We start from the raw sequence: 17,574 nt of genomic DNA, 5'->3' as shown, positions 1-17,574 counted from the left end.
GGGGAGGAAATCTGCCTCACAGAACAGAACGACATTCGGTATTAATGCTGCCATACCAACTCTGCCGCGCGCTCGGCGATCATCACAACGGGCGCGTGGGTGTGCCCCCGGTTCAGCGTCGGCATGACCGACGCGTCGACCACCCGCAGCCCCTCGACGCCGCGCACCCGCAGTTCCGGGTCGACGACCGACTCCTCGTCGGCGCCCATCCGGCAGGTCCCGGCCGGGTGGTAGAGCGTCTCCGACCTGTCGCGCACCCACTGGGCCATCTCGTCGTCGGTCTTCGGATCGGTGTACGGCTCGATCGTGCCGTCGACGTAGGGCCGCAGCGCCTCGGCCTCGGCGACGCGCAGGCAGGCCTTGAGCCCGTCGACGAGCCGGCGCAGGTCGGCGGGCGCGGTCAGATAGCCGGGGTCGATGACCGGGTCGCGGCCGTCGAGCGTCACGCGGCCCCGCGACTCCGGCTGGAGCAGCACCGCCGCGACGGTCAGGCCGTGCCCGGCGGGCGGGGTGCGGCCGTGGTCGACGAACACGGCGGGCGCGAAGATGAGCTCGACGTCGGGGGCCGGTTCGGCGTCGGAGGTCCGGATGAAGGCGACCGCCTCGGCGACGTTCGAGGTCAGGATGCCCTTGCGGCCGACCAGGTAGCTGAGCAGGTTGGGCACGCTCTCCGCGCCGGTCATCGTGATGGGCTTCGGGCAGCGGAAGTAGGCGCCGGTGGCCAGGTGGTCCATCAGGTTGGCGCCGACGTTCGGCGACTCGCGCACCACCGCGACGCCGTTGCGCGTCAGCACGTCGGGGTCGCCGATGCCCGACAGCATCAGTAAGTGCGGCGAGCCGATCGCGCCGGCCGACAGGATGACCTCCTTCCTGGCGACGACGCGCTCGCCCGCGCCGTGTTCGACCGCGACGGCGCGGCCGTCTTCGACCACGATCCGGTCGACCTGCGCGGCGGTCAGCACGGTGAGGTTGCCGCGCGACATGGCCGGGCGGAGGTAGGCGTCGGCGCAGCTCCAGCGGTGACCCCGGTCCTGGGTGACGGGGGTCGGGCCGTAGCCGTCGTTCGAGCGGCCGTTGAGCTCGTCGAGCCGCGTCATGCCGAGTTCGGCGCACGCCTTCAGGAACGCGCCGGTCGCCTCGTTGGGCGAGCGCAGCTCCGAGACGTGGATCGGGCCGCTGGTGCCGTAGACGCCGCCGACGTTGGAGCCGACGCGGTGCTCGGCGCGGCGGAAGTAGGGTTCGACCTCGTCGTACGACCAGCCGGGGAGGTCCCACTGGTCGTAGTCGACGGGGTTGCCGCGGAGCCACATCATGGCGTTCATCGACGAGCTGCCGCCGAGCATGCGGCCCCTCGGCCAGTAGATCTCCCGCCCCGACAGGCCGGGCTGGGCGGCGGTGGTGAAGTTCCAGTCGTAGCTCGTGCCGAACAGTTTGCTGAAGGCCGCCGGCATGCGTACCTCCAGCTTGCGGTCGCTGCCACCGGCCTCGATCAGGGCCACGGTGACCGACGCGTGCTCCGACAACCGGGCGGCCAGCACACAACCGGCTGAACCCGCTCCGACGATGACATAGTCGAACTCCATCCCTCGTACTTACTCCTCACACTCCGGCCCGTCCAGGTTTTATGGTGAGCTACGTACCGGTAGGTATGTCGATCCCCCAAGCGAGACGCGGACGGCCGGAGGCCGGCTGTGGCTCGCGTCATGAATCTGCCCCAAGACAAGGAGTGAGCCATGCTCAACCTGTCGATCGTGCTGGAGGACAGCGCCCGGGAGGCGCCCGACCGCACCGCCGTCGTCTTCGGCGACCTGAGGTTGTCCTACTCGTTCGTGAACACCGTGGCCAACCAGGTGGCCAACCTGCTGGTGTCACGGGGCGTCGGGCGGGGTGACAAGGTCGCCCTCGCGTGCCCGAACTCCCCCTACTTCCCCTTCGTCTACTTCGGGATCCTGAAGGCGGGGGCGACGGTCGTACCGCTGAACGTGCTGTTGCAGGGACGCGAGATCGCCTACCACCTCGACGACTCGCAGGCCAAGGCGTTCTTCTGCTTCGAGGGCACCCCCGAGCTGCCCCTCGGCGAGCGCGGCCTGGCCGGGTTCGAGGCGTCCGGGGCCGAGATCTTCTTCGTGCTGCCCGCGACGCCGCTGGCCACCGAGTCGGAGTTCGGCGAGACCCTGTGGGCCGCCCTCGGCGGGATGAGCGGGGAGTTCGAGCCCGTGCAGACCGACCCGTCGGACACCGCGGTCATCCTCTACACGAGCGGCACCACCGGGCAGCCCAAGGGCGCCGAGCTCAGTCATCAGAACATGCTGCTCAACGCCATGGTGGCCGACACGATGTTCCCCTCGGCGGGTGACGACGTCTATCTGGCGACGCTGCCGCTGTTCCACTCGTTCGGCCAGACCGTCGTCATGAACGGCGGCTTCCGGCGGCGGGCCACGCTGGTGCTGCTACCCCGGTTCGAGCCGGTCGAGGCGCTGCGGCTGATGAACGCCGAGGGCGTCACCCTGTTCGCCGGGGTGCCCACCATGTACTGGGCGCTGCTGACGACCGTCCACGCGGGCGGCGGGCAGGTCCCGACCACGCTGAAGACCGCCTGCTCGGGCGGCGCGGCGCTGCCGGTCGAGGTGCTGAAGGACTTCGAGACCACCTTCTCGGTGCCGATCCTCGAGGGGTACGGGCTCTCGGAGACCTCCCCCGTGGCCTCCTTCAACCAGCCGGGCAAGGTGGCGAAGGCCGGCTCGATCGGCACCCCGATCTGGGGCGTCGAGATGAAGCTCATCGACGCCACCTGGAACACCGCCGAAGAGATCGGCGAGATCGCGATCCGCGGCCACAACGTCATGAAGGGCTACTACAACCGGCCCGAGGCGACCGCCGAGGTGATGAACGACGGCTGGTTCCGCACCGGCGACATCGCCACCCGCGACGAAGACGGCTACTACTTCATCGTCGACCGCGCCAAGGACATGATCATCCGTGGTGGGTTCAACGTTTATCCGCGCGAGATCGAGGAGGTGCTGATGACCCACGAGGCCGTGTCGCTGGCCGCCGTCGTCGGCGTCGCCCACGAGTCGCACGGCGAGGAGATCAAGGCCTACGTCATCCTCAAGCCCGAGGTGACGATCACTGAGGAAGCCCTGGTGGAGTGGGGGAAGGAGATGATGGCGCAGTACAAGTACCCGCGCATCGTCGAGTTCCGCGACGCGCTCCCGATGACCGCGACGGGCAAGATCCTCAAGCGCGAACTGCGCTGAGACGCACCGGAGGCCGCGCCGGTTCCCTTCCGGCGCGGCCGTTCAGTGCCGGATTTTGGATGATTCCGCTGTGGCGAAGCGGGTAGGGAGGCGCGCGTGCCGCCGTAGTCGATGTCGGGGAGAGACAACTCCATGCGCGCGCTCACCGGTTCGTTACTGCTGCTCGTGACCGGCGCACTCATCACCGGATCGGTGATGGTGCCCGTGTCCACGGCCAGCACAAGCACACCATCCAAACGCACGACACCGTATGTGAAGGGAATCCGGTACGAAGCCGAGACGGCCGCCATATCCCGGGGCGTGGTCCAGAAACGCCTCTGGGGATACACCGGGCGTGGTTACGTCAACGGCGCAGACCGCCGCGGCAACTTCGTCGAGTGGACGGTCACCCCGCTGGCAGCGGGCAACAACCACGTCCACATCCGCTATCTGACCAGCCGGACCCTCCGGGCCGACCTCCTCGTGAACGACGAGGTCGTCGCCGAGGACGTGCGGTTCCGGCCGTCCCGCTGGTGGCGCACCCTCGCCCTCGCGGTCGACCTGCCCGAGGGCGAGTCGTCGATCCGGATCGTCGCCACCACGAGGCGGGGCAACCCCCACCTCGACAGCATCACCCTGTTCCCGGTCACCCCGGCGCCCACGGCCGAGCCGACGCCGGAACCGACGCCGGAACCGGAGCCCACGCCGACTCCGTGCGTCAGTCCGATGCCGCCGGGCGGCGAGACACCGCCTCCCGCGCCGGAGCCGAGCCCGCCCGACGACGGCTGCGTCGTCCCGGAACCGTGCCCGACCTGGAGCCCGGAACCCACGCCCTCGGTCCCGCCGTCGGAGACGCCGACCGCGATCCCCTCGGAGACCCCCTCCGTGACGCCTTCGGCGACGCCCTCCGAGACCCCCGCCGCGATGCCGGATGTGGCCGCGCGGACGCAGACCGAGGCAACCACGGGCCCGCTGCCCACGCCGAGCGAGAGCGTGCCGCCCGTCCCGGCGCCGACGCCGACGGTGACCTGCACCCCGCCGCCGCCGTGTGACCTGGAGGTCGTCCGGCCCATCGATCCGGTGCCCGGCTTCCCGGCGCCGACCGCCGTGCAGACCCTGCCCGGCGTCCCGGAGGGCACCACACCGGTGCCGACGCCCGAGCCGACTCCGTCGGGCCTTCCGGACACCACTCCCACGCCGGACATCCCGACGCCGACCCCGTCGAGCGTTCCGTCGGGCACGCCGGAGCCGACGCCGTCCCTGACGGTCACGCCGGCCCCGACGCCGACCTGCACGCCGCCGCCGCCGTGTTCGCTGGTTCCGGTGCCGCCCCCGGCGGCCGAGCCCGCGACGACGTTCACCACGCCGGAACCGGTCCCGTCGGTCACGCCGAGCGAGACGCCGACCGGCCTCCCGACCGTCTCCGAGACGCCGACGCCGCCCGTCACACCGACGCCGACGCCGACCTGCACCACCCCCCCGGTGGAGACGCCTCCGGCGACTCCGACGCCCGAGCCCACTCCTCCGGTCGAGACGCCGACCGTGGAGCCGACCCCGACCGTCGAACCGACCCCGACCGTCGAACCGACCCCGACCCTTGAACCGACGCCGACCGTGGAGCCGACGCCGACCGTGGAGCCGACGCCGACCGTGGAGCCGACCCCGACCCCGACCCCGACGCCCACCGCCCCCGGTGGCGGCGGTGGCGCGCCCGGGACGCCCGAGGTCGTGTCGGAGCAGTGGACCGTCCCCTGGGACATCGCCTGGTCGCCCGCCGGTGACTTCGCGCTGGTCACCGAGCGGGACAGCTTCAAGGTCTTCCGCGTGACCAAGGACGGCGCCAAGACCGAGGCCGGGTCGGTGCCCGAGTCGATGGGGACCGGCGGTGAGGGCGGCCTGATGGGCGTGGCCTTCTCGCCGGGGTGGAACGGCGACAGTGACAAGGAGGTCTTCTTCATGCACTCCTCCTCCGACGGCAACCGCGTCGCGAAGATGGAGTACGACGGAACCTCCCTGTCGGCGTACACGCCGATCCTGACCGGGATCAAGAAGAGCACCTTCCACAACGGCGGCCGGCTGAAGTTCGGCCCCGACGGGTTCCTCTACGTCTCCACCGGAGACGCGCAGGAGACCAGCCTGTCGCAGGACCCCGGCTCGCTGAACGGCAAGATCCTGCGCATCACCAAGACCGGCGAGGCGGCCGAGGGCAACCCCGACGGGTCCCGCGTCTACTCGCTCGGTCACCGCAACGCGCAGGGCCTGGCCTGGGACTCCGAGGGCCGGCTCTGGTCGGCCGAACTGGGCGCGAGCTCGACCGACGAGCTCAACCTGATCGAGCCGGGCAAGAACTACGGCTGGCCCACGTGCGAGGGCGAGTGCTCCGAGCCCGGCATGACCAACCCGAAGAAGACCTGGTCGACGGCCGAGGCGTCGCCGAGCGGCATCGCGATCGTCGACGACGTCGTCTACATGGCGGCGCTGCGCGGCAAACGGCTCTACGCGATCCCGCTCACCGGCACCGAGGCGGGCGACCCGGTCGCCCACTACACCGACGCCTACGGCCGCCTGCGCGCGGTCGAGCGGGTGCCCGACGAGCAGGCGATCTGGATCACCACCAGCAACACCGACGACAACGGCGGCCAGCCCGACGGCTCCGACCGCATCGTCAAGGTGAGCCTGAACTCCTAGGGAAAGAAGAAGACCCCCGGGCCGCGGAGCCCGGGGGTCTTCTCTTCGGTACGGTCAGGGCCAGTCGAGCGAGGGCCGGAGCGCGACGTGGGCCTTGCGGTCCTCGTCGAGCTTGACGCCGAGCACCTGGTGGAGCTGGACCTTGTTGCGCTCGAAGCCGACGATGCAGCCGGCCATGTAGAGACGCCACACGCGGGCGGTGCCCTGGCCGACCTCGGCGACGGCCTCTTCCCAGTGGTCGTCGAGGTTCTTGCACCAGTCGCGGAGGGTCAGCGCGTAGTGCTCGCGCAGGTTCTCCTCGTGGCGGATCTCGTAGCCGAGGTCCTCCATCTCGCGGACCAGCGTGCCGACCGACTCGAGTTCCCCGTCGGGGAAGACGTAGCGGTTGATGAAGCCGGTGCGGTTGATGGACCGTTCTTTACCGGACGGGCGGGTGATGCAGTGGTTGAGCAGCCTGCCGCCCGGCTTGAGTTTGTCGTACAGGAAGGAGAAGTAGCTTTTCAGTTGGTTGGCGCCGATGTGCTCCGTGAGACCGATGGAGCTGACCACATCGAAGTCGCCTTCCGGTACGTCGCGGTAGTCGGAGAATCGCACCTCAGCGAGGTCTCCGAGGCCTTCTTCCGCGATGGCCTTCTGCGCCCACTCGGCCTGCTGCTTCGACAGCGTCACGCCGAGCGCCTTCACTCCGTACTCCTTGGCCGCGTGGCGGACCATGCTGCCCCAGCCGCAGCCCACGTCGAGCAGCCGCATGCCGGGCTTCAGGTCGAGCTTCTTGGCGACCAGGTCGAACTTGGCGAACTGGGCCTCCTCCAGCGTGCTGTCCTGCCGCGGGTAGACCGCGCAGGTGTACGCCATCGAGGGGCCGAGCACCCATTCGTAGAACCTGTTGGACACGTCGTAGTGGTGGTGGATGGCCTCGGCGTCGCGCTGTTTGGCGTGCCGGCTGCCGAGTTTGGCCATCGCCGACTTCCGCACCTCCTGCGGGGGCAGCGGCACCCGCATGAGCAGCGGCTTGGGCCCGAGGGCCCTGATGGCGGCGACCTTCTCCGAAAGCGGCAGATCGTTGATCGTGAGCGACCACATCCGGTCGAGCAGCGAGTACATGTCGCCGTGCACGTCGAGGTGCCCGGAGACGTATGCCCTGGCCAGCCCCATTTCGCCGGGTGCCTGCGCGAGGTAGGCCACCGCGACCGGAGACTTCACCTCGAGCCTGATGTCGGCCATCGACGGGCCCGCCTTGCTCCCGTCGTAGGCGTGGAACTCGATGCCGGCTCCCGTGCCGACGACCTTCTCGAAGATCTCGGCGAGTGTCATGCGTGCATCACCTTCCCCGTACACACTTCTCATACAGGTCAAGCAGCCGACCTCCGGGGTCGTACGCCCGCTTGACCGGCCAGTAGGCCTCCCCGTTGTAGAACTCCCAGAACTCCTCGCGCTCGTAGTAGGACGACGAGTAGAGGGATTTGTGTCCTTCGAGCTGGTGGACGGCCTGCTCGATCGCACGGTTGTAGTAGCCGTCCTGCTGGCCCCGGGGCAGGGCCACCATGCCCCAGAATCCGAAGTTCACATAGAGGCGTCCGGTCTCCAGCGGATAGAGGGACCAGTCGCGCGTCGCCCTGAGGGGGCACATCCACACGGGGGTCATCCCGACGTGGTTGACATAGAAGTCCAGGAACTCGGCGCCGCGATCGATCGGCACCTCGATGTCCTGGATCACCGACTCCTGCGGGGGGTTGCCCCGCCATCGGTCGATTCGGGCGGTGATGCCGTGCCGCTGGTCGAGCCCGACGAGCTTGCGGTACACGTCGGACCGCATCCAGCGCTTCGGCATCAGGGAACGCACCAGCGGCTGCTGGACGCCGAACGCGCGGGAGCACCAGAACCAGTCGGTGTCCCAGCGCCAGAGGTAGTCGCGAATGGTGAGCCAGTCGCGGCTGCGGCTGCGCATCGACTGCCAGTAGATGCGCATGCCGGTGTAGTCGGACGCGTAGGGCGCCCGGTCGGCGAAGGTGCCGACGGTCACGTACATCTCGTCGGGCGAGTGGTAGGTGCCGTCGACGAAGTCGACCTTCTCGCCCTCGTGCTCCATCCGCTCGCAGATCTCCTGCATGGCCAGCATGCACTTGGCCGCGTCGGTGAAGCGCAGGTGGGTGAGTTTCACGTACGGCTTGACCGGCGCCAGCTTGATCTTGATGCGCAGGGCGTAGCCGAGCGTTCCGTAGGAGTTCGGGAAGGCGTTGAAGAGGTCCGCGTACTCGTTGTCCGCGCGCGCGACGAGGATGCGCCCGTCGCCCGTCAGGATCTCCAGTTCCTCCACCGATTCGTGGGGCAGGCCGTCCTTGAAGCTCGTGGACTCGATGCCGAGGCCGGTGACCGCGCCCCCCAGCGTGATCGTCTTGAGCTGCGGCACCACGTAGGGCATCAGGCCGTGGGGCAGGGTGGCGTCGACGAGGTTCTCGTACGTCGTCATGCCCTGGACCTCGGCGGTCATCGTCTCCGGATCGACGTGGATGACCTGGTCGAGGTCGCGCGCCGAGAGCTTGGCGCCGTTGGCCGGCTCGCGGAAACGGAAGAGGTTCGTGGTGGCTTTGGCCAGCCGTGGGGCCGACCCGTCGGGAATCGCCGCGTAGGAGTCGCGAATCTGCTCGACCGCTCTCCTATGGGTGGTCATACTGGTCATGCGCTCGGGCATGACGCCACCCCCATATGTAGTCGTGATAGAGATCTTCCCAAGCGCACCATATCCCCCTAAACCCCCGCATACCAGACTCGACACGTTAAGCGCCGGAAAACTGTCCACACCTGGTCAACGGCGTTTTACAACGGGATTCACCCCGTTCACCACGTTGATGACGGGCGCCCCGCCGACGGCCGCCGCGAGGTTCCCGACCACACACTGGATGAGCCGCGTGGTCGACTGCGGGGTCACCCCGGCGGCGTGCGGCGACAGCAGGATCCGCTCGTCCGACCGCAGCGGATCGCCGGGCGGCAGCGGCTCGGTGGTGAACACGTCGAGCGCCATCCCGGCGAGCTGGCCCGCCTCGATCAGCGCCTTCTCGTCGACGATCCCGCCCCGCGCCGCGTTGACCAGGAACGAGCCGGGCTTCATCATCGCCAGCCGGTTCGCGTCGAACAGGCCCCGCGTCTCGTCGGCCAGCGCGACGACGATCACCACGATGTCGCTGGTGGCGACCAGCCCGTCGAGGTCCTGATAGGCCGCGCCGTAGGTCTCCTGCTTGCCGGAGCGGGACCAGTAGGCCACCTCGCAGCCCATCGCCCCGAACATCCGCGCGCAGGCCGCCCCTATCGGGCCGAACCCGACCAGGCCGACCTTGCACGACGAGAGCTCCCTCGGCTGGAGGGTGAGCTGCGGCCACTCGCCCGCGCGGACCGCGGCGTCGCCCTGCCCGAGCCGCCGGACCAGCGCGAACGCCGCCGCGACACACCATTCGGCGACCGCGATGGCGTTCACCCCGGCCGTGTTGGCCAGCGGCACCCCGGCGTCGGCGAGCGCGCCGAGGTCGTGCCCGTCGACCCCGACGGCGGGCTGCTGGACGAACGCCAGCTTCGGCGCGCGCGCCACCGCCTCGGCGTCGAGGACGAGCTGGGAACTCCAGTCGCCGACGACGATCTCGGCCTCGGGGAGCAGGTCGAGCACCTCGGCCCGGTCCCGGGTCTCGGGGGTGACGACGTCGATCCGGTCGCCCAGACCGGACAGGAGCCCGCGAACCGCGTCGGCGGGCAGCGGCGGCAGCGCCAGCAACCGCCAAGGACGCCCTAAGTCGGTCATGCGCTCAGACTGCCATGCCGCGCCCGACACGCTGCGACCGGGTTGCGAGTCGTTGCCGAATGTTGTTCTACTGAGCTCCGTGACCATGGAGACGGGCGGCCCGCTGGCCGGATTTCGGGTGCTCGAACTGGCGGGCCTCGCCCCCGGCCCGTTCGCCGGGATGATGCTGGCCGACCACGGCGCCGAGGTCCTGCGCGTCGACCGGGTCGCCGCGGTGACCGACAAGCCCCGGCGTGAGGTCATGGACCGGGGTAAGCGCTCGATCGGGCTCGACCTGAAGTCGCCCGAGGGCGTGGCGGCCTTCCTCGAACTGGCCCGGCACGCCGACGCGGTGATCGAGGTCTTCCGCCCCGGCGTGGCCGAACGCCTCGGCATCGGCCCCGCCGACCTGCACGCCGTCAACGAGCGCCTGGTCTATGGACGGCTGACCGGCTGGGGCCAGGACGGCCCGCTGGCCCCCCGGGCCGGGCACGACATCGACTACGTCGCGGTCTCCGGGGTGCTCTCGCAGCTCGGCCGGGCCGGCGAGAAGCCCACGCCGCCGATCAACATCCTGGGCGACTTCGCGGGCGGGGGGCTGATGCTGGCGTACGGGATCCTGCTCGCCCTGCTCGAACGCGAGCGCACCGGCCGGGGCCGGGTGGTCGACGCCGCCATGGTCGACGGGGCGGCGGTGCTGTTCTCCATGTTCTACTCGCTCACCCAGTCGGGCTTCTGGGGACCGAGGGGCACGAACCTGCTCGACGGCGGGGCCCCGATGTACGACACCTACGAGACCAAGGACGGCGGGTTCATGGCCGTCGGCGCCCTGGAACCCCAGTTCTGGGGTGAGCTGGTGGCCCGGCTCGACGTACCCGACATGCCCGACCAGGACCCCCGAAATTGGCCGGCGATCAGAGAGCGCCTCACCGAGGCGTTCAAGACGCGCACCCGCGCCGAATGGGAGGCCGTCTTCGCCGACTCCGACGCGTGCGTCTCCCCCGTTCTGGACATGGCCGAGGCGCCCGACCACCCCCACAACGTCGCGCGCGGCACCTTCGTCGAGATCGGCGGCCTGGCGCAGGCGGCCCCCGCGCCCCGCCTGCTGGGCGCCGCGACCGGCGACCTGGCCCCCGCCACCCGCCTCGACGACCTGACCGCGTGGGGCCTGCCCGACGACACGGCGACCCGCCTGCGAGCACAAGGAGTACTGGCCTGATGGACCTGCTGGAGGCCCTCTACACGACCCGCGCGATGCGCCGGGTCAAGCCCGACCCCATCCCCCTCGACATCCAGAAGCAGATCATGGACGCCGCCGTCCGCGCCCCCAGCGGCGGCAACGCGCAGGGCTGGCGCTTCCTGCTGGTCGACGACCGGCAGGTCAAAGACCAGCTCGCGCCCCTCTACCAGGACGCGCTGGCCCGCCTCTACGCCGGCCACTACAAGCGCCAGCGCGAGATCGCCGAGGAGACCGGCGACCAGCGGTCGCTGAACGTCATGAAGTCGTCGCAGCACCTGGCCGACCACTTCGCCGACTATCCCCTGCTGCTGTTCGCGTTCACCCGCAACGACCCCAGCGGCGGCTCGATCTTCCCGTCGGTCTGGAACGCCCAGCTCGCGGCCCGCGGCCACGGCGTCGGCACCGCCCTCACCACGGTCATGGGCCTGTTCCACGGCGCGGAGGCGATGAAGATCCTCGGTGTGCCCGAGGGGAAGGGCTGGGAACTCGCCTGTACGGTCACCTTCGGCTACCCGACGGGCAGGTGGGGCGTGGCCCCCCGGCGTCCGGTCCACGAGGTGAGCTACCGCAACCAGTGGGGCGAGCCGGTCGGCTTCGAGGCCGACGAGCCCCTGTGGAACTATCCGGCCTCGGAGTAGGTGGGCCGGGCCGCGATGTAGAGGTCGACGCCGGCCTGGTGGTGGACCTCCAGGTCGGTGGTGAAGGAGCGGCGGTCGGGGTGCTGCCAGAGGAACTGCCAGGCCTCGATCAGCGTCTGGGGCAGCGGGCCGCGTACCTCCAGATGGAGGCAGGGCACCCCGGGCACCCGCACCGCGACCATGCCCTCGGGCAGCCGCGCGGCGGTGTGCACGGCTATGCCGATAATCTGGGTATATGCCCCGGTGTGATCGCTTTCGTAGTCGGTCAACACGGCGTAGATGTTCTCGTCGACCCGTCCCGGCACGTGGGCGAAGGCGCCCGGCGCACCGGCGCGCTGCCACAACCCCGGAAGCGCGGCACGCTCCGGGTCGGCCTCGGCCTCGTTGGTGGTGCGGATGGCGTAACCCACGACGAGCAGCTCAGGCCTGTCGGCAATGATCAAGATCGTTCCCCTCGACGAATGGTGATCAGCCGCAATCTTATGTAACCCGAGCGAGAGGCAGACGGCCGCAGGCCGGCTGTGGCTCGCGCCATGAATCTGCCTCAAACAACTAGTCTGGACAGACGTGCGATTCCTCAACGACATGACCCCGCCGTACGACCTCACCTACAGCGACGTCTTCATGGTCCCATCGAGGTCGGACATCGGGTCGCGACTCGCCGTCGACCTGTCCTCCCCTGACGGCACCGGCACCACCGTCCCGATCGTCGTGGCCAACATGACCGCCGTCGCCGGCCGCCGCATGGCCGAGACGGTCGCCCGGCGCGGCGGCATCACCGTCATCCCGCAGGACATCCCGATCGACGTCGTCTCCGACGTGATCTCCTGGGTGAAGAGCCGGGACCTCGTCCACGACACCCCGATCACCCTCACCGCCCACGACACCGTCGGCGAGGCGCTGACCCTGCTGCCCAAGCGGGCCCACGGCGCGGTCATCGTGGTCGACCTCGACAACCGGCCCGTCGGGGTCGCGACCGAGGCCGACTGCCAGGGCGTCGACATGTTCACGCAGCTCGGCGAGGTGATGACGCCCTCGCCGCAGGTGCTGCCCCAGGGCATCGACCCGCAGCGGGCCTTCGACCTGCTGCACGACCGGCGGCACAAGCTCGCCCCGGTCGTCGACGGGGAGGGCCGGCTGGTCGGCGTCCTCACCCGCACGAACGCGCTGCGCGCGACCCTCTACCAGCCCGCCGTCGACGGCTCGGGCCGGTTGCGGATCGCGGCGGCGGTCGGCATCAACGGCGACGTCGCCGCGAAGGCCAAGGAACTGGTCGAGGCGGGGGCCGACGTGCTCGTCGTCGACACCGCCCACGGCCACCAGGAGAAGATGATCGCCGCGCTGAAGGCGGTGCGCGCCCTCGACCCGGGGGTGCCGATCGCGGCCGGGAACGTGGTGACGGCCGAGGGCGTCAGGGACCTGGTCGAGGCCGGGGCCGACATCGTCAAGGTCGGCGTCGGGCCGGGCGCGATGTGCACCACCCGCATGATGACCGGCGTCGGCCGCCCGCAGTTCTCGGCCGTGCTCGAATGCTCCCGCGAGGCCCGCCGCCTGGGCCGCCACGTGTGGGCCGACGGCGGTGTGCGGCACCCGCGCGACGTCGCGCTCGCGCTGGCCGCCGGGGCGTCGAACGTGATGATCGGCTCGTGGTTCGCCGGGACCTTCGAGTCGCCGGGCGACACCCGTACCGCCGCCGACGGCCGCCGCTACAAGGAGAACTTCGGCATGGCCTCGGCCCGCGCGGTCAAACTGCGCACCGCCGAGGACACCCCGTTCGACCGGGCCCGCAAGGCGCTGTTCGAGGAGGGCATCTCCACCTCGCGCATGTACCTCGACCCCGCCCGCCCGGGAGTGGAGGACCAGATCGACGCCATCGTGGCGGGCCTCCGGTCCTCCTGTACGTACGCCGGCGCCACCAGCCTGGAGGAGTTCCACGAGCGGGCGGTCGTGGGCGTGCAGAGCGCGTCGGGCTACAGCGAGGGCATGCCGCTCCACCAGAGCTGGTGATTTACCGGGCCGTGCGGGTAGTGGGCGGGTCTTCCACCGAACGACTGAGGAGAAGGCCCTGATGTACGAAACGCCCACGCACGGCCCGGCCATGCCTCTGGCGGACCGGCGCCTGCTCGTCAGCTACGACCGCTACACCGCCGCCCAGAAGACCGTCGACACGCTGTCGGACGCCGGCTTCCCGGTCCAGGAACTCGCCATCGTCGGGACCGACCTCCGTACGGAGGAGAAGGTCACCGGCCGCCTCACCAACGGCCGCGCGGCCTTAACCTGGGCCGTCAGCGGCGGGGTCTTCGGCCTCGTCGTCGGCCTGTTCCTGGGCCTGTTCACGACCACGACCACCTCGTTCGTCGCGCTGGTCCTGTGGTCGATCCTGTGGGGCGCGATCGCCGGAGCGGCGTTCGGCTTCACCAGCCACCTGTTCCAGGGCGGCGTCCGCGACTTCACCTCGCGCAACGCGATCGTGGCCGGACGCTACGACGTCCTGGTGACGTCGGGCGTCTGGGAGCGGGCGCAGACCATCCTCCAGGGCGGCCTGGCCCCGGCCGACACGGTCGTCGTCGAGCGCCCGCCGAGCGCGGGCACCGTGCCGCCCACGACCGCGCCGCCCACGACCTCCGACGGGACCACGGCCGAGCACGAGATCCCGGCCCAGCGCCGGGCCGAGGACGCCGACGCCGACGCGGGCACCAAGCACCGCTGACCCGAGAGGGCGACACGCCCGGCGGGCGGCTCGGGGGTGCCGGTAGAGTCGTGCGGTCCGGCCCGCAGAGCGGTCGGCGGCCGGTCGGGGGCGGCGCGTCACTCCGGCCGGCGTGTCCGGGCGAACCGAGCGGCGCGCCATGAACCAAGGAGACCCACGTGGCACTCGAGAAGCCCGAGATCGACTTTCCGGAGGGCAAGGCGCCCGCCGACCTGGAGATCGTCGACCTGGTGGTCGGCGACGGTCCTGAGGCCAAGCCGGGGCACACCGTGAGCGTGCACTACGTCGGCGTCGCCTTCTCCACCGGCGAGGAGTTCGACGCCTCGTGGAACCGCGGCGACACCTTCCAGTTCCCCCTCGGCGGCGGCCGGGTCATCGCCGGCTGGGACCAGGGCGTGGCCGGCATGAAGGTCGGCGGACGCCGCCGCCTCACCATCCCGCCGCACCTGGGCTACGGCGACCGGGGCGCCGGACGGGCCATCAAGCCCGGAGAGACCCTGATCTTCGTCGTCGACCTGCTCGGCGTGAGCTGACGTTCGCCCGTTCGTCACGGCCCGGTTCCCGAGAGGGTGCCGGGCCGTGGCATTGGAAGGTCGGGTACGGCAGGATTACGGTGTGTTGCTGATCGATCTTGCCAGGACCTCCGCGGCCGTCGCCGCCGACTCGGCCCGGCTGGCGAAGATCCGCCACCTGGCCGAACTGCTCGCCCGGGTGGGGCCGGAAGAGGCCGAGATCGCCATCGCCTACCTGTCGGGCGAACTCCCCCAGCGTCAGATCGGCGTCGGCTGGCGCTCCCTCCAGGACCTGCCCGAACCCCGCCTGGCCGCGACCGCCACCCTCACCCAGATCGACGCCTTCCTCGAACGCATCAAGGCCCAGTCGGGCCCCGGTTCGCAGGCCGCCCGGCGCGGCCTCGTCGCCGACCTGTTCGGCGCCGCGACCCGCCAGGAGCAGACCTTCCTGAGCCGCCTGCTGACGGGCGAGCTCCGCCAGGGCGCGCTCGACGGGGTCATGATCGAGGCCATCGCCAAGGCGGCCGACGTCCCCTCCGCCGAGGTGCGCCGCGCGCTGATGCTCCGCGGCTGGCTGCCCGCCGTGGGCGCGGCCGCGCTGGCGGGCGGCGTGACGGCGCTGCGCGACTTCCACCTGGAGGTCGGCCGCCCGGTCGCCCCGATGCTGGCCCAGAGCGCCCCCACCGTGACGGCTGCCCTGGAGAAGATCGGCGGCCCGGCGGCGATCGAGTGGAAGCTCGACGGGATCCGCGTCCAGGCCCACCGCTCGGGCGACGAGGTGCGCGTCTTCACCCGCACCCTCGACGACATCACCGAGCAGGTCCCCGAACTGGTCGAGGCGGTCCGCGGCCTGACGGCGACCGACATCGTGCTCGACGGCGAGGTCATCGCCCTGCGTGACGACGCGAGCCCGCTGCCCTTCCAGGTGACCGCGAGCCGGGTGGCGACCAAGGTCGGCCCGCGCGAGGTGCCCCTGAGCGTCTTCTTCTTCGACGCCCTGCGCGTCGACGGCGCCGACCTGCTCGACCTGCCCGACGCCGACCGCCACGCGGCCCTCACGGCCGCCGTGCCGCCGTCGCTGATCACTCCCCGGCTGGTCACCGCCGACGCCGAGGAGGGCGAGGAGTTCTTCGCCGAGGCGGTCCGCAAGGGCCACGAGGGCGTGGTGGTCAAGGCCCCCGGGACCGTGTACGCCGCCGGGCGGCGCGGGGCGGGCTGGATCAAGGTCAAGCCCCGGCACACCCTCGACCTCGTCGTGCTGGCGGCCGAGTGGGGCCACGGGCGGCGCGAGGGGAAGCTGTCGAACCTGCACCTGGGGGCCTACGACCCGGAGACGGGCGGGTTCGTGATGCTCGGCAAGACCTTCAAGGGCCTGACCGACGACCTGCTCGCATGGCAGACCGAACGCTTCCTCGAACTCGCCGACGGCCCCACCACCGACTGGACGGTGCCCCTCAAGCCGGAACAGGTCGTCGAGATCGCCTTCGACGGGGTGCAGCGGTCGACGCGCTACGAGGGCGGCATGGCGCTGCGGTTCGCCCGGGTGCTCCGCTACCGGCCCGACAAGCGCGCGGAGGACGCCGACACGGTCTCGGCGGTCCGCGCACTACTGCCCCCGGCCTGACACGCCCCGTGGCGGGGCGGGGGGTGCCGGGGTGGGCGGAGCCGTAACGGAGCGGGCTCCTACTTGATGAGCCGGATCGTCAGCGGGTAGCGGAACTCTCCGTCGGCCAGGGCCGAGATGCCGCCGACGATCGACAGCACGATGCCGAGGACCCAGAACAGCGGCACCAGGACGATACCCACGACCGTGAACGGCAGCAGGATCGTGGCGCCGAAAACCGTCAGGTGGAAGTTGAGGGCCTCCATGGCGTGCCGCCGGACGTAGGGCGAGGTGCGGCCGGCGGTCAGCAGCATGATGAGCGGGCCGACGACGAACAGGCCGGTCAGGGTGATGAGATGGGCGGCGGCGCCCACCACGCGGTCGGACGCGTCGGCGGCGCGGGCCGGTTCGTCATGGGGCTTCGGGTAGACCGTCAGCGTGGGCGGGCGGTCGTAGAGGTCGGCCATGACGGGCATCAGGTCGGCGTGGGTCTGCGCGGTCATCGCGTGGTCGAGCCGCAGGTCCATCTCGTCTTTGTCGAGCCGCCCCTCGGCGTAGGCCGCCTTGACGTGTTCGACCACCTGGTCGCGGTCGGCGTCGCTGACGCGGAGCCGGGCGGGTGGAACGGGTCCGCGCCCCGGCGGTGCGGGTGAGAACGACGTCGCCATGAAACCCCTGCCCTTCTCCGAAGAAACGTGTCTTTCGAGTCTGCCTCCTTCCATGGTGACCGAAGCCGTCACGGCGAAGAATCGGGGATGACCCCGACGCGCCCCGGAGATCCGCCAGAGGGGCGCGCTCCGCCCGATCGGACGGTATACAAGGGGTATGAGATGGCGTGACCGCTACGGACTACGGCGTAACCGGGGTCCGAAAGTGCAGCGTTTCGACCGGGAGGCCACCGATCAGGACATCGAGTCCCTGATCGAGTTCGCCAAGTCCCGCATCGGCGTGGAGTTCTACGTCGAACCGGAAACCTTCGCCACCGACACCACCGCCGTCGCGGTCGCCCACGACGGCGAATGGACGCGCCGCCGGGTGGGCTCCCCCGCCGTCATCCGGAAGGTCGCCCGCGACCTGCGGCTGCCCGTCTACGACGTGCAACTCGTCGGCTACCCGGCCCGGATGAGGGCCTACAACGAACGCCGCCGCCAGGCGGACGAGGTCTGAACCGGGCCGGC

15 protein-coding genes are annotated in these 17,574 nt (G+C 70.6%); 9 read left to right on the top strand and 6 right to left on the bottom strand.

Annotated elements, in window-relative coordinates:
• Positions 1-41 precede the first annotated feature (41 nt).
• On the bottom strand, positions 42-1,583 hold the full coding sequence (locus tag FDA94_RS15830; RefSeq protein ID WP_137247821.1) for a GMC family oxidoreductase: 1,542 nt from the start codon (positions 1,581-1,583) through the stop codon (positions 42-44).
• Between the two features lie 150 nt (positions 1,584-1,733).
• Between FDA94_RS15830 and FDA94_RS15825 the strand changes: the two genes are divergently transcribed.
• The gene (locus tag FDA94_RS15825) at positions 1,734-3,257 is read left to right on the top strand and encodes a long-chain-fatty-acid--CoA ligase (protein WP_137247820.1); all 1,524 of its coding nucleotides are present in this window, start codon (positions 1,734-1,736) and stop codon (positions 3,255-3,257) included.
• A gap of 252 nt (positions 3,258-3,509) precedes the next feature.
• Positions 3,510-5,924, top strand: coding sequence for a PQQ-dependent sugar dehydrogenase (locus tag FDA94_RS39195; protein WP_212735341.1), 2,415 nt, complete (start codon positions 3,510-3,512; stop codon positions 5,922-5,924).
• A 54-nt stretch (positions 5,925-5,978) separates the two neighbouring features.
• Here FDA94_RS39195 and FDA94_RS15815 read toward each other — a convergent pair whose 3' ends face one another.
• The 3 genes from FDA94_RS15815 to FDA94_RS15805 form a co-directional block, all read right to left on the bottom strand.
• Positions 5,979-7,238, bottom strand: a complete 1,260-nt coding sequence (locus FDA94_RS15815) for a class I SAM-dependent methyltransferase (RefSeq protein ID WP_137247819.1) — start codon at positions 7,236-7,238, stop codon at positions 5,979-5,981.
• Positions 7,239-7,245: 7 nt separating this feature from the next.
• Entirely contained in the window at positions 7,246-8,595 is a 1,350-nt protein-coding gene (locus tag FDA94_RS15810; protein WP_425460150.1) for an FAD-binding oxidoreductase, read from the bottom strand.
• A 135-nt stretch (positions 8,596-8,730) separates the two neighbouring features.
• Positions 8,731-9,714: a 2-hydroxyacid dehydrogenase gene (locus FDA94_RS15805; protein ID WP_137247817.1), complete on the bottom strand. Its 984-nt coding sequence runs from the start codon at positions 9,712-9,714 to the stop codon at positions 8,731-8,733.
• A gap of 85 nt (positions 9,715-9,799) precedes the next feature.
• On the opposite strand from FDA94_RS15805, the gene FDA94_RS15800 reads away from it, so the two are divergent.
• Both FDA94_RS15800 and FDA94_RS15795 read left to right on the top strand, forming a co-directional pair.
• Positions 9,800-10,912: a CaiB/BaiF CoA transferase family protein gene (locus tag FDA94_RS15800; RefSeq protein ID WP_137247852.1), complete on the top strand. Its 1,113-nt coding sequence runs from the start codon at positions 9,800-9,802 to the stop codon at positions 10,910-10,912.
• Positions 10,912-11,571 (top strand): nitroreductase family protein, encoded by a 660-nt coding sequence (locus FDA94_RS15795; RefSeq protein WP_137247816.1) that lies wholly within the window; start codon positions 10,912-10,914, stop codon positions 11,569-11,571. Before FDA94_RS15800 ends, FDA94_RS15795 begins: the two co-directional genes overlap by 1 nt.
• Here FDA94_RS15795 and FDA94_RS15790 read toward each other — a convergent pair.
• Positions 11,553-12,014: a GyrI-like domain-containing protein gene (locus FDA94_RS15790; protein WP_137247815.1), complete on the bottom strand. Its 462-nt coding sequence runs from the start codon at positions 12,012-12,014 to the stop codon at positions 11,553-11,555. The two genes, FDA94_RS15795 and FDA94_RS15790, sit on opposite strands and share 19 nt — an antisense overlap.
• 124 nt (positions 12,015-12,138) lie before the next feature.
• On the opposite strand from FDA94_RS15790, the gene FDA94_RS15785 reads away from it, so the two are divergent.
• The 4 genes from FDA94_RS15785 to FDA94_RS15770 all read left to right on the top strand — a co-directional run bounded on the left by FDA94_RS15785 (position 12,139) and on the right by FDA94_RS15770 (position 16,417).
• A complete protein-coding gene (locus FDA94_RS15785) occupies positions 12,139-13,578 on the top strand; it encodes a GuaB1 family IMP dehydrogenase-related protein (protein ID WP_137247814.1) in 1,440 nt (479 codons plus the stop codon).
• A 61-nt stretch (positions 13,579-13,639) separates the two neighbouring features.
• Positions 13,640-14,281: a YflT domain-containing protein gene (locus tag FDA94_RS15780; RefSeq protein WP_212735340.1), complete on the top strand. Its 642-nt coding sequence runs from the start codon at positions 13,640-13,642 to the stop codon at positions 14,279-14,281.
• A gap of 158 nt (positions 14,282-14,439) precedes the next feature.
• On the top strand, positions 14,440-14,814 hold the full coding sequence (locus FDA94_RS15775) for an FKBP-type peptidyl-prolyl cis-trans isomerase (RefSeq protein ID WP_137247813.1): 375 nt from the start codon (positions 14,440-14,442) through the stop codon (positions 14,812-14,814).
• Between the two features lie 82 nt (positions 14,815-14,896).
• Complete coding sequence (locus tag FDA94_RS15770) at positions 14,897-16,417, top strand: ATP-dependent DNA ligase (protein WP_137247812.1); 1,521 nt, start codon at positions 14,897-14,899, stop codon at positions 16,415-16,417.
• A gap of 59 nt (positions 16,418-16,476) precedes the next feature.
• On the opposite strand, the gene FDA94_RS15765 is transcribed toward FDA94_RS15770, so the two are convergent.
• Positions 16,477-17,064: a DUF1707 and DUF4870 domain-containing protein gene (locus FDA94_RS15765; protein ID WP_137247811.1), complete on the bottom strand. Its 588-nt coding sequence runs from the start codon at positions 17,062-17,064 to the stop codon at positions 16,477-16,479.
• A 157-nt stretch (positions 17,065-17,221) separates the two neighbouring features.
• On the opposite strand from FDA94_RS15765, the gene FDA94_RS15760 reads away from it, so the two are divergent.
• Positions 17,222-17,563 carry a hypothetical protein gene (locus FDA94_RS15760; protein ID WP_137247810.1) on the top strand — a complete coding sequence of 114 codons (342 nt, stop codon included), beginning with the start codon at positions 17,222-17,224 and terminating at the stop codon, positions 17,561-17,563.
• The last annotated feature ends 11 nt before the right edge of the window (positions 17,564-17,574 follow it).

The sequence above is a fragment of the Herbidospora galbida genome (genome assembly GCF_005233835.1).
Classification (GTDB): Bacteria; Actinomycetota; Actinomycetes; order Streptosporangiales; family Streptosporangiaceae; genus Herbidospora; species Herbidospora galbida.
The sequence above is the reverse complement of the archived record's forward strand: the minus strand, read 5'-3'. Positions and strand labels throughout refer to the sequence as shown.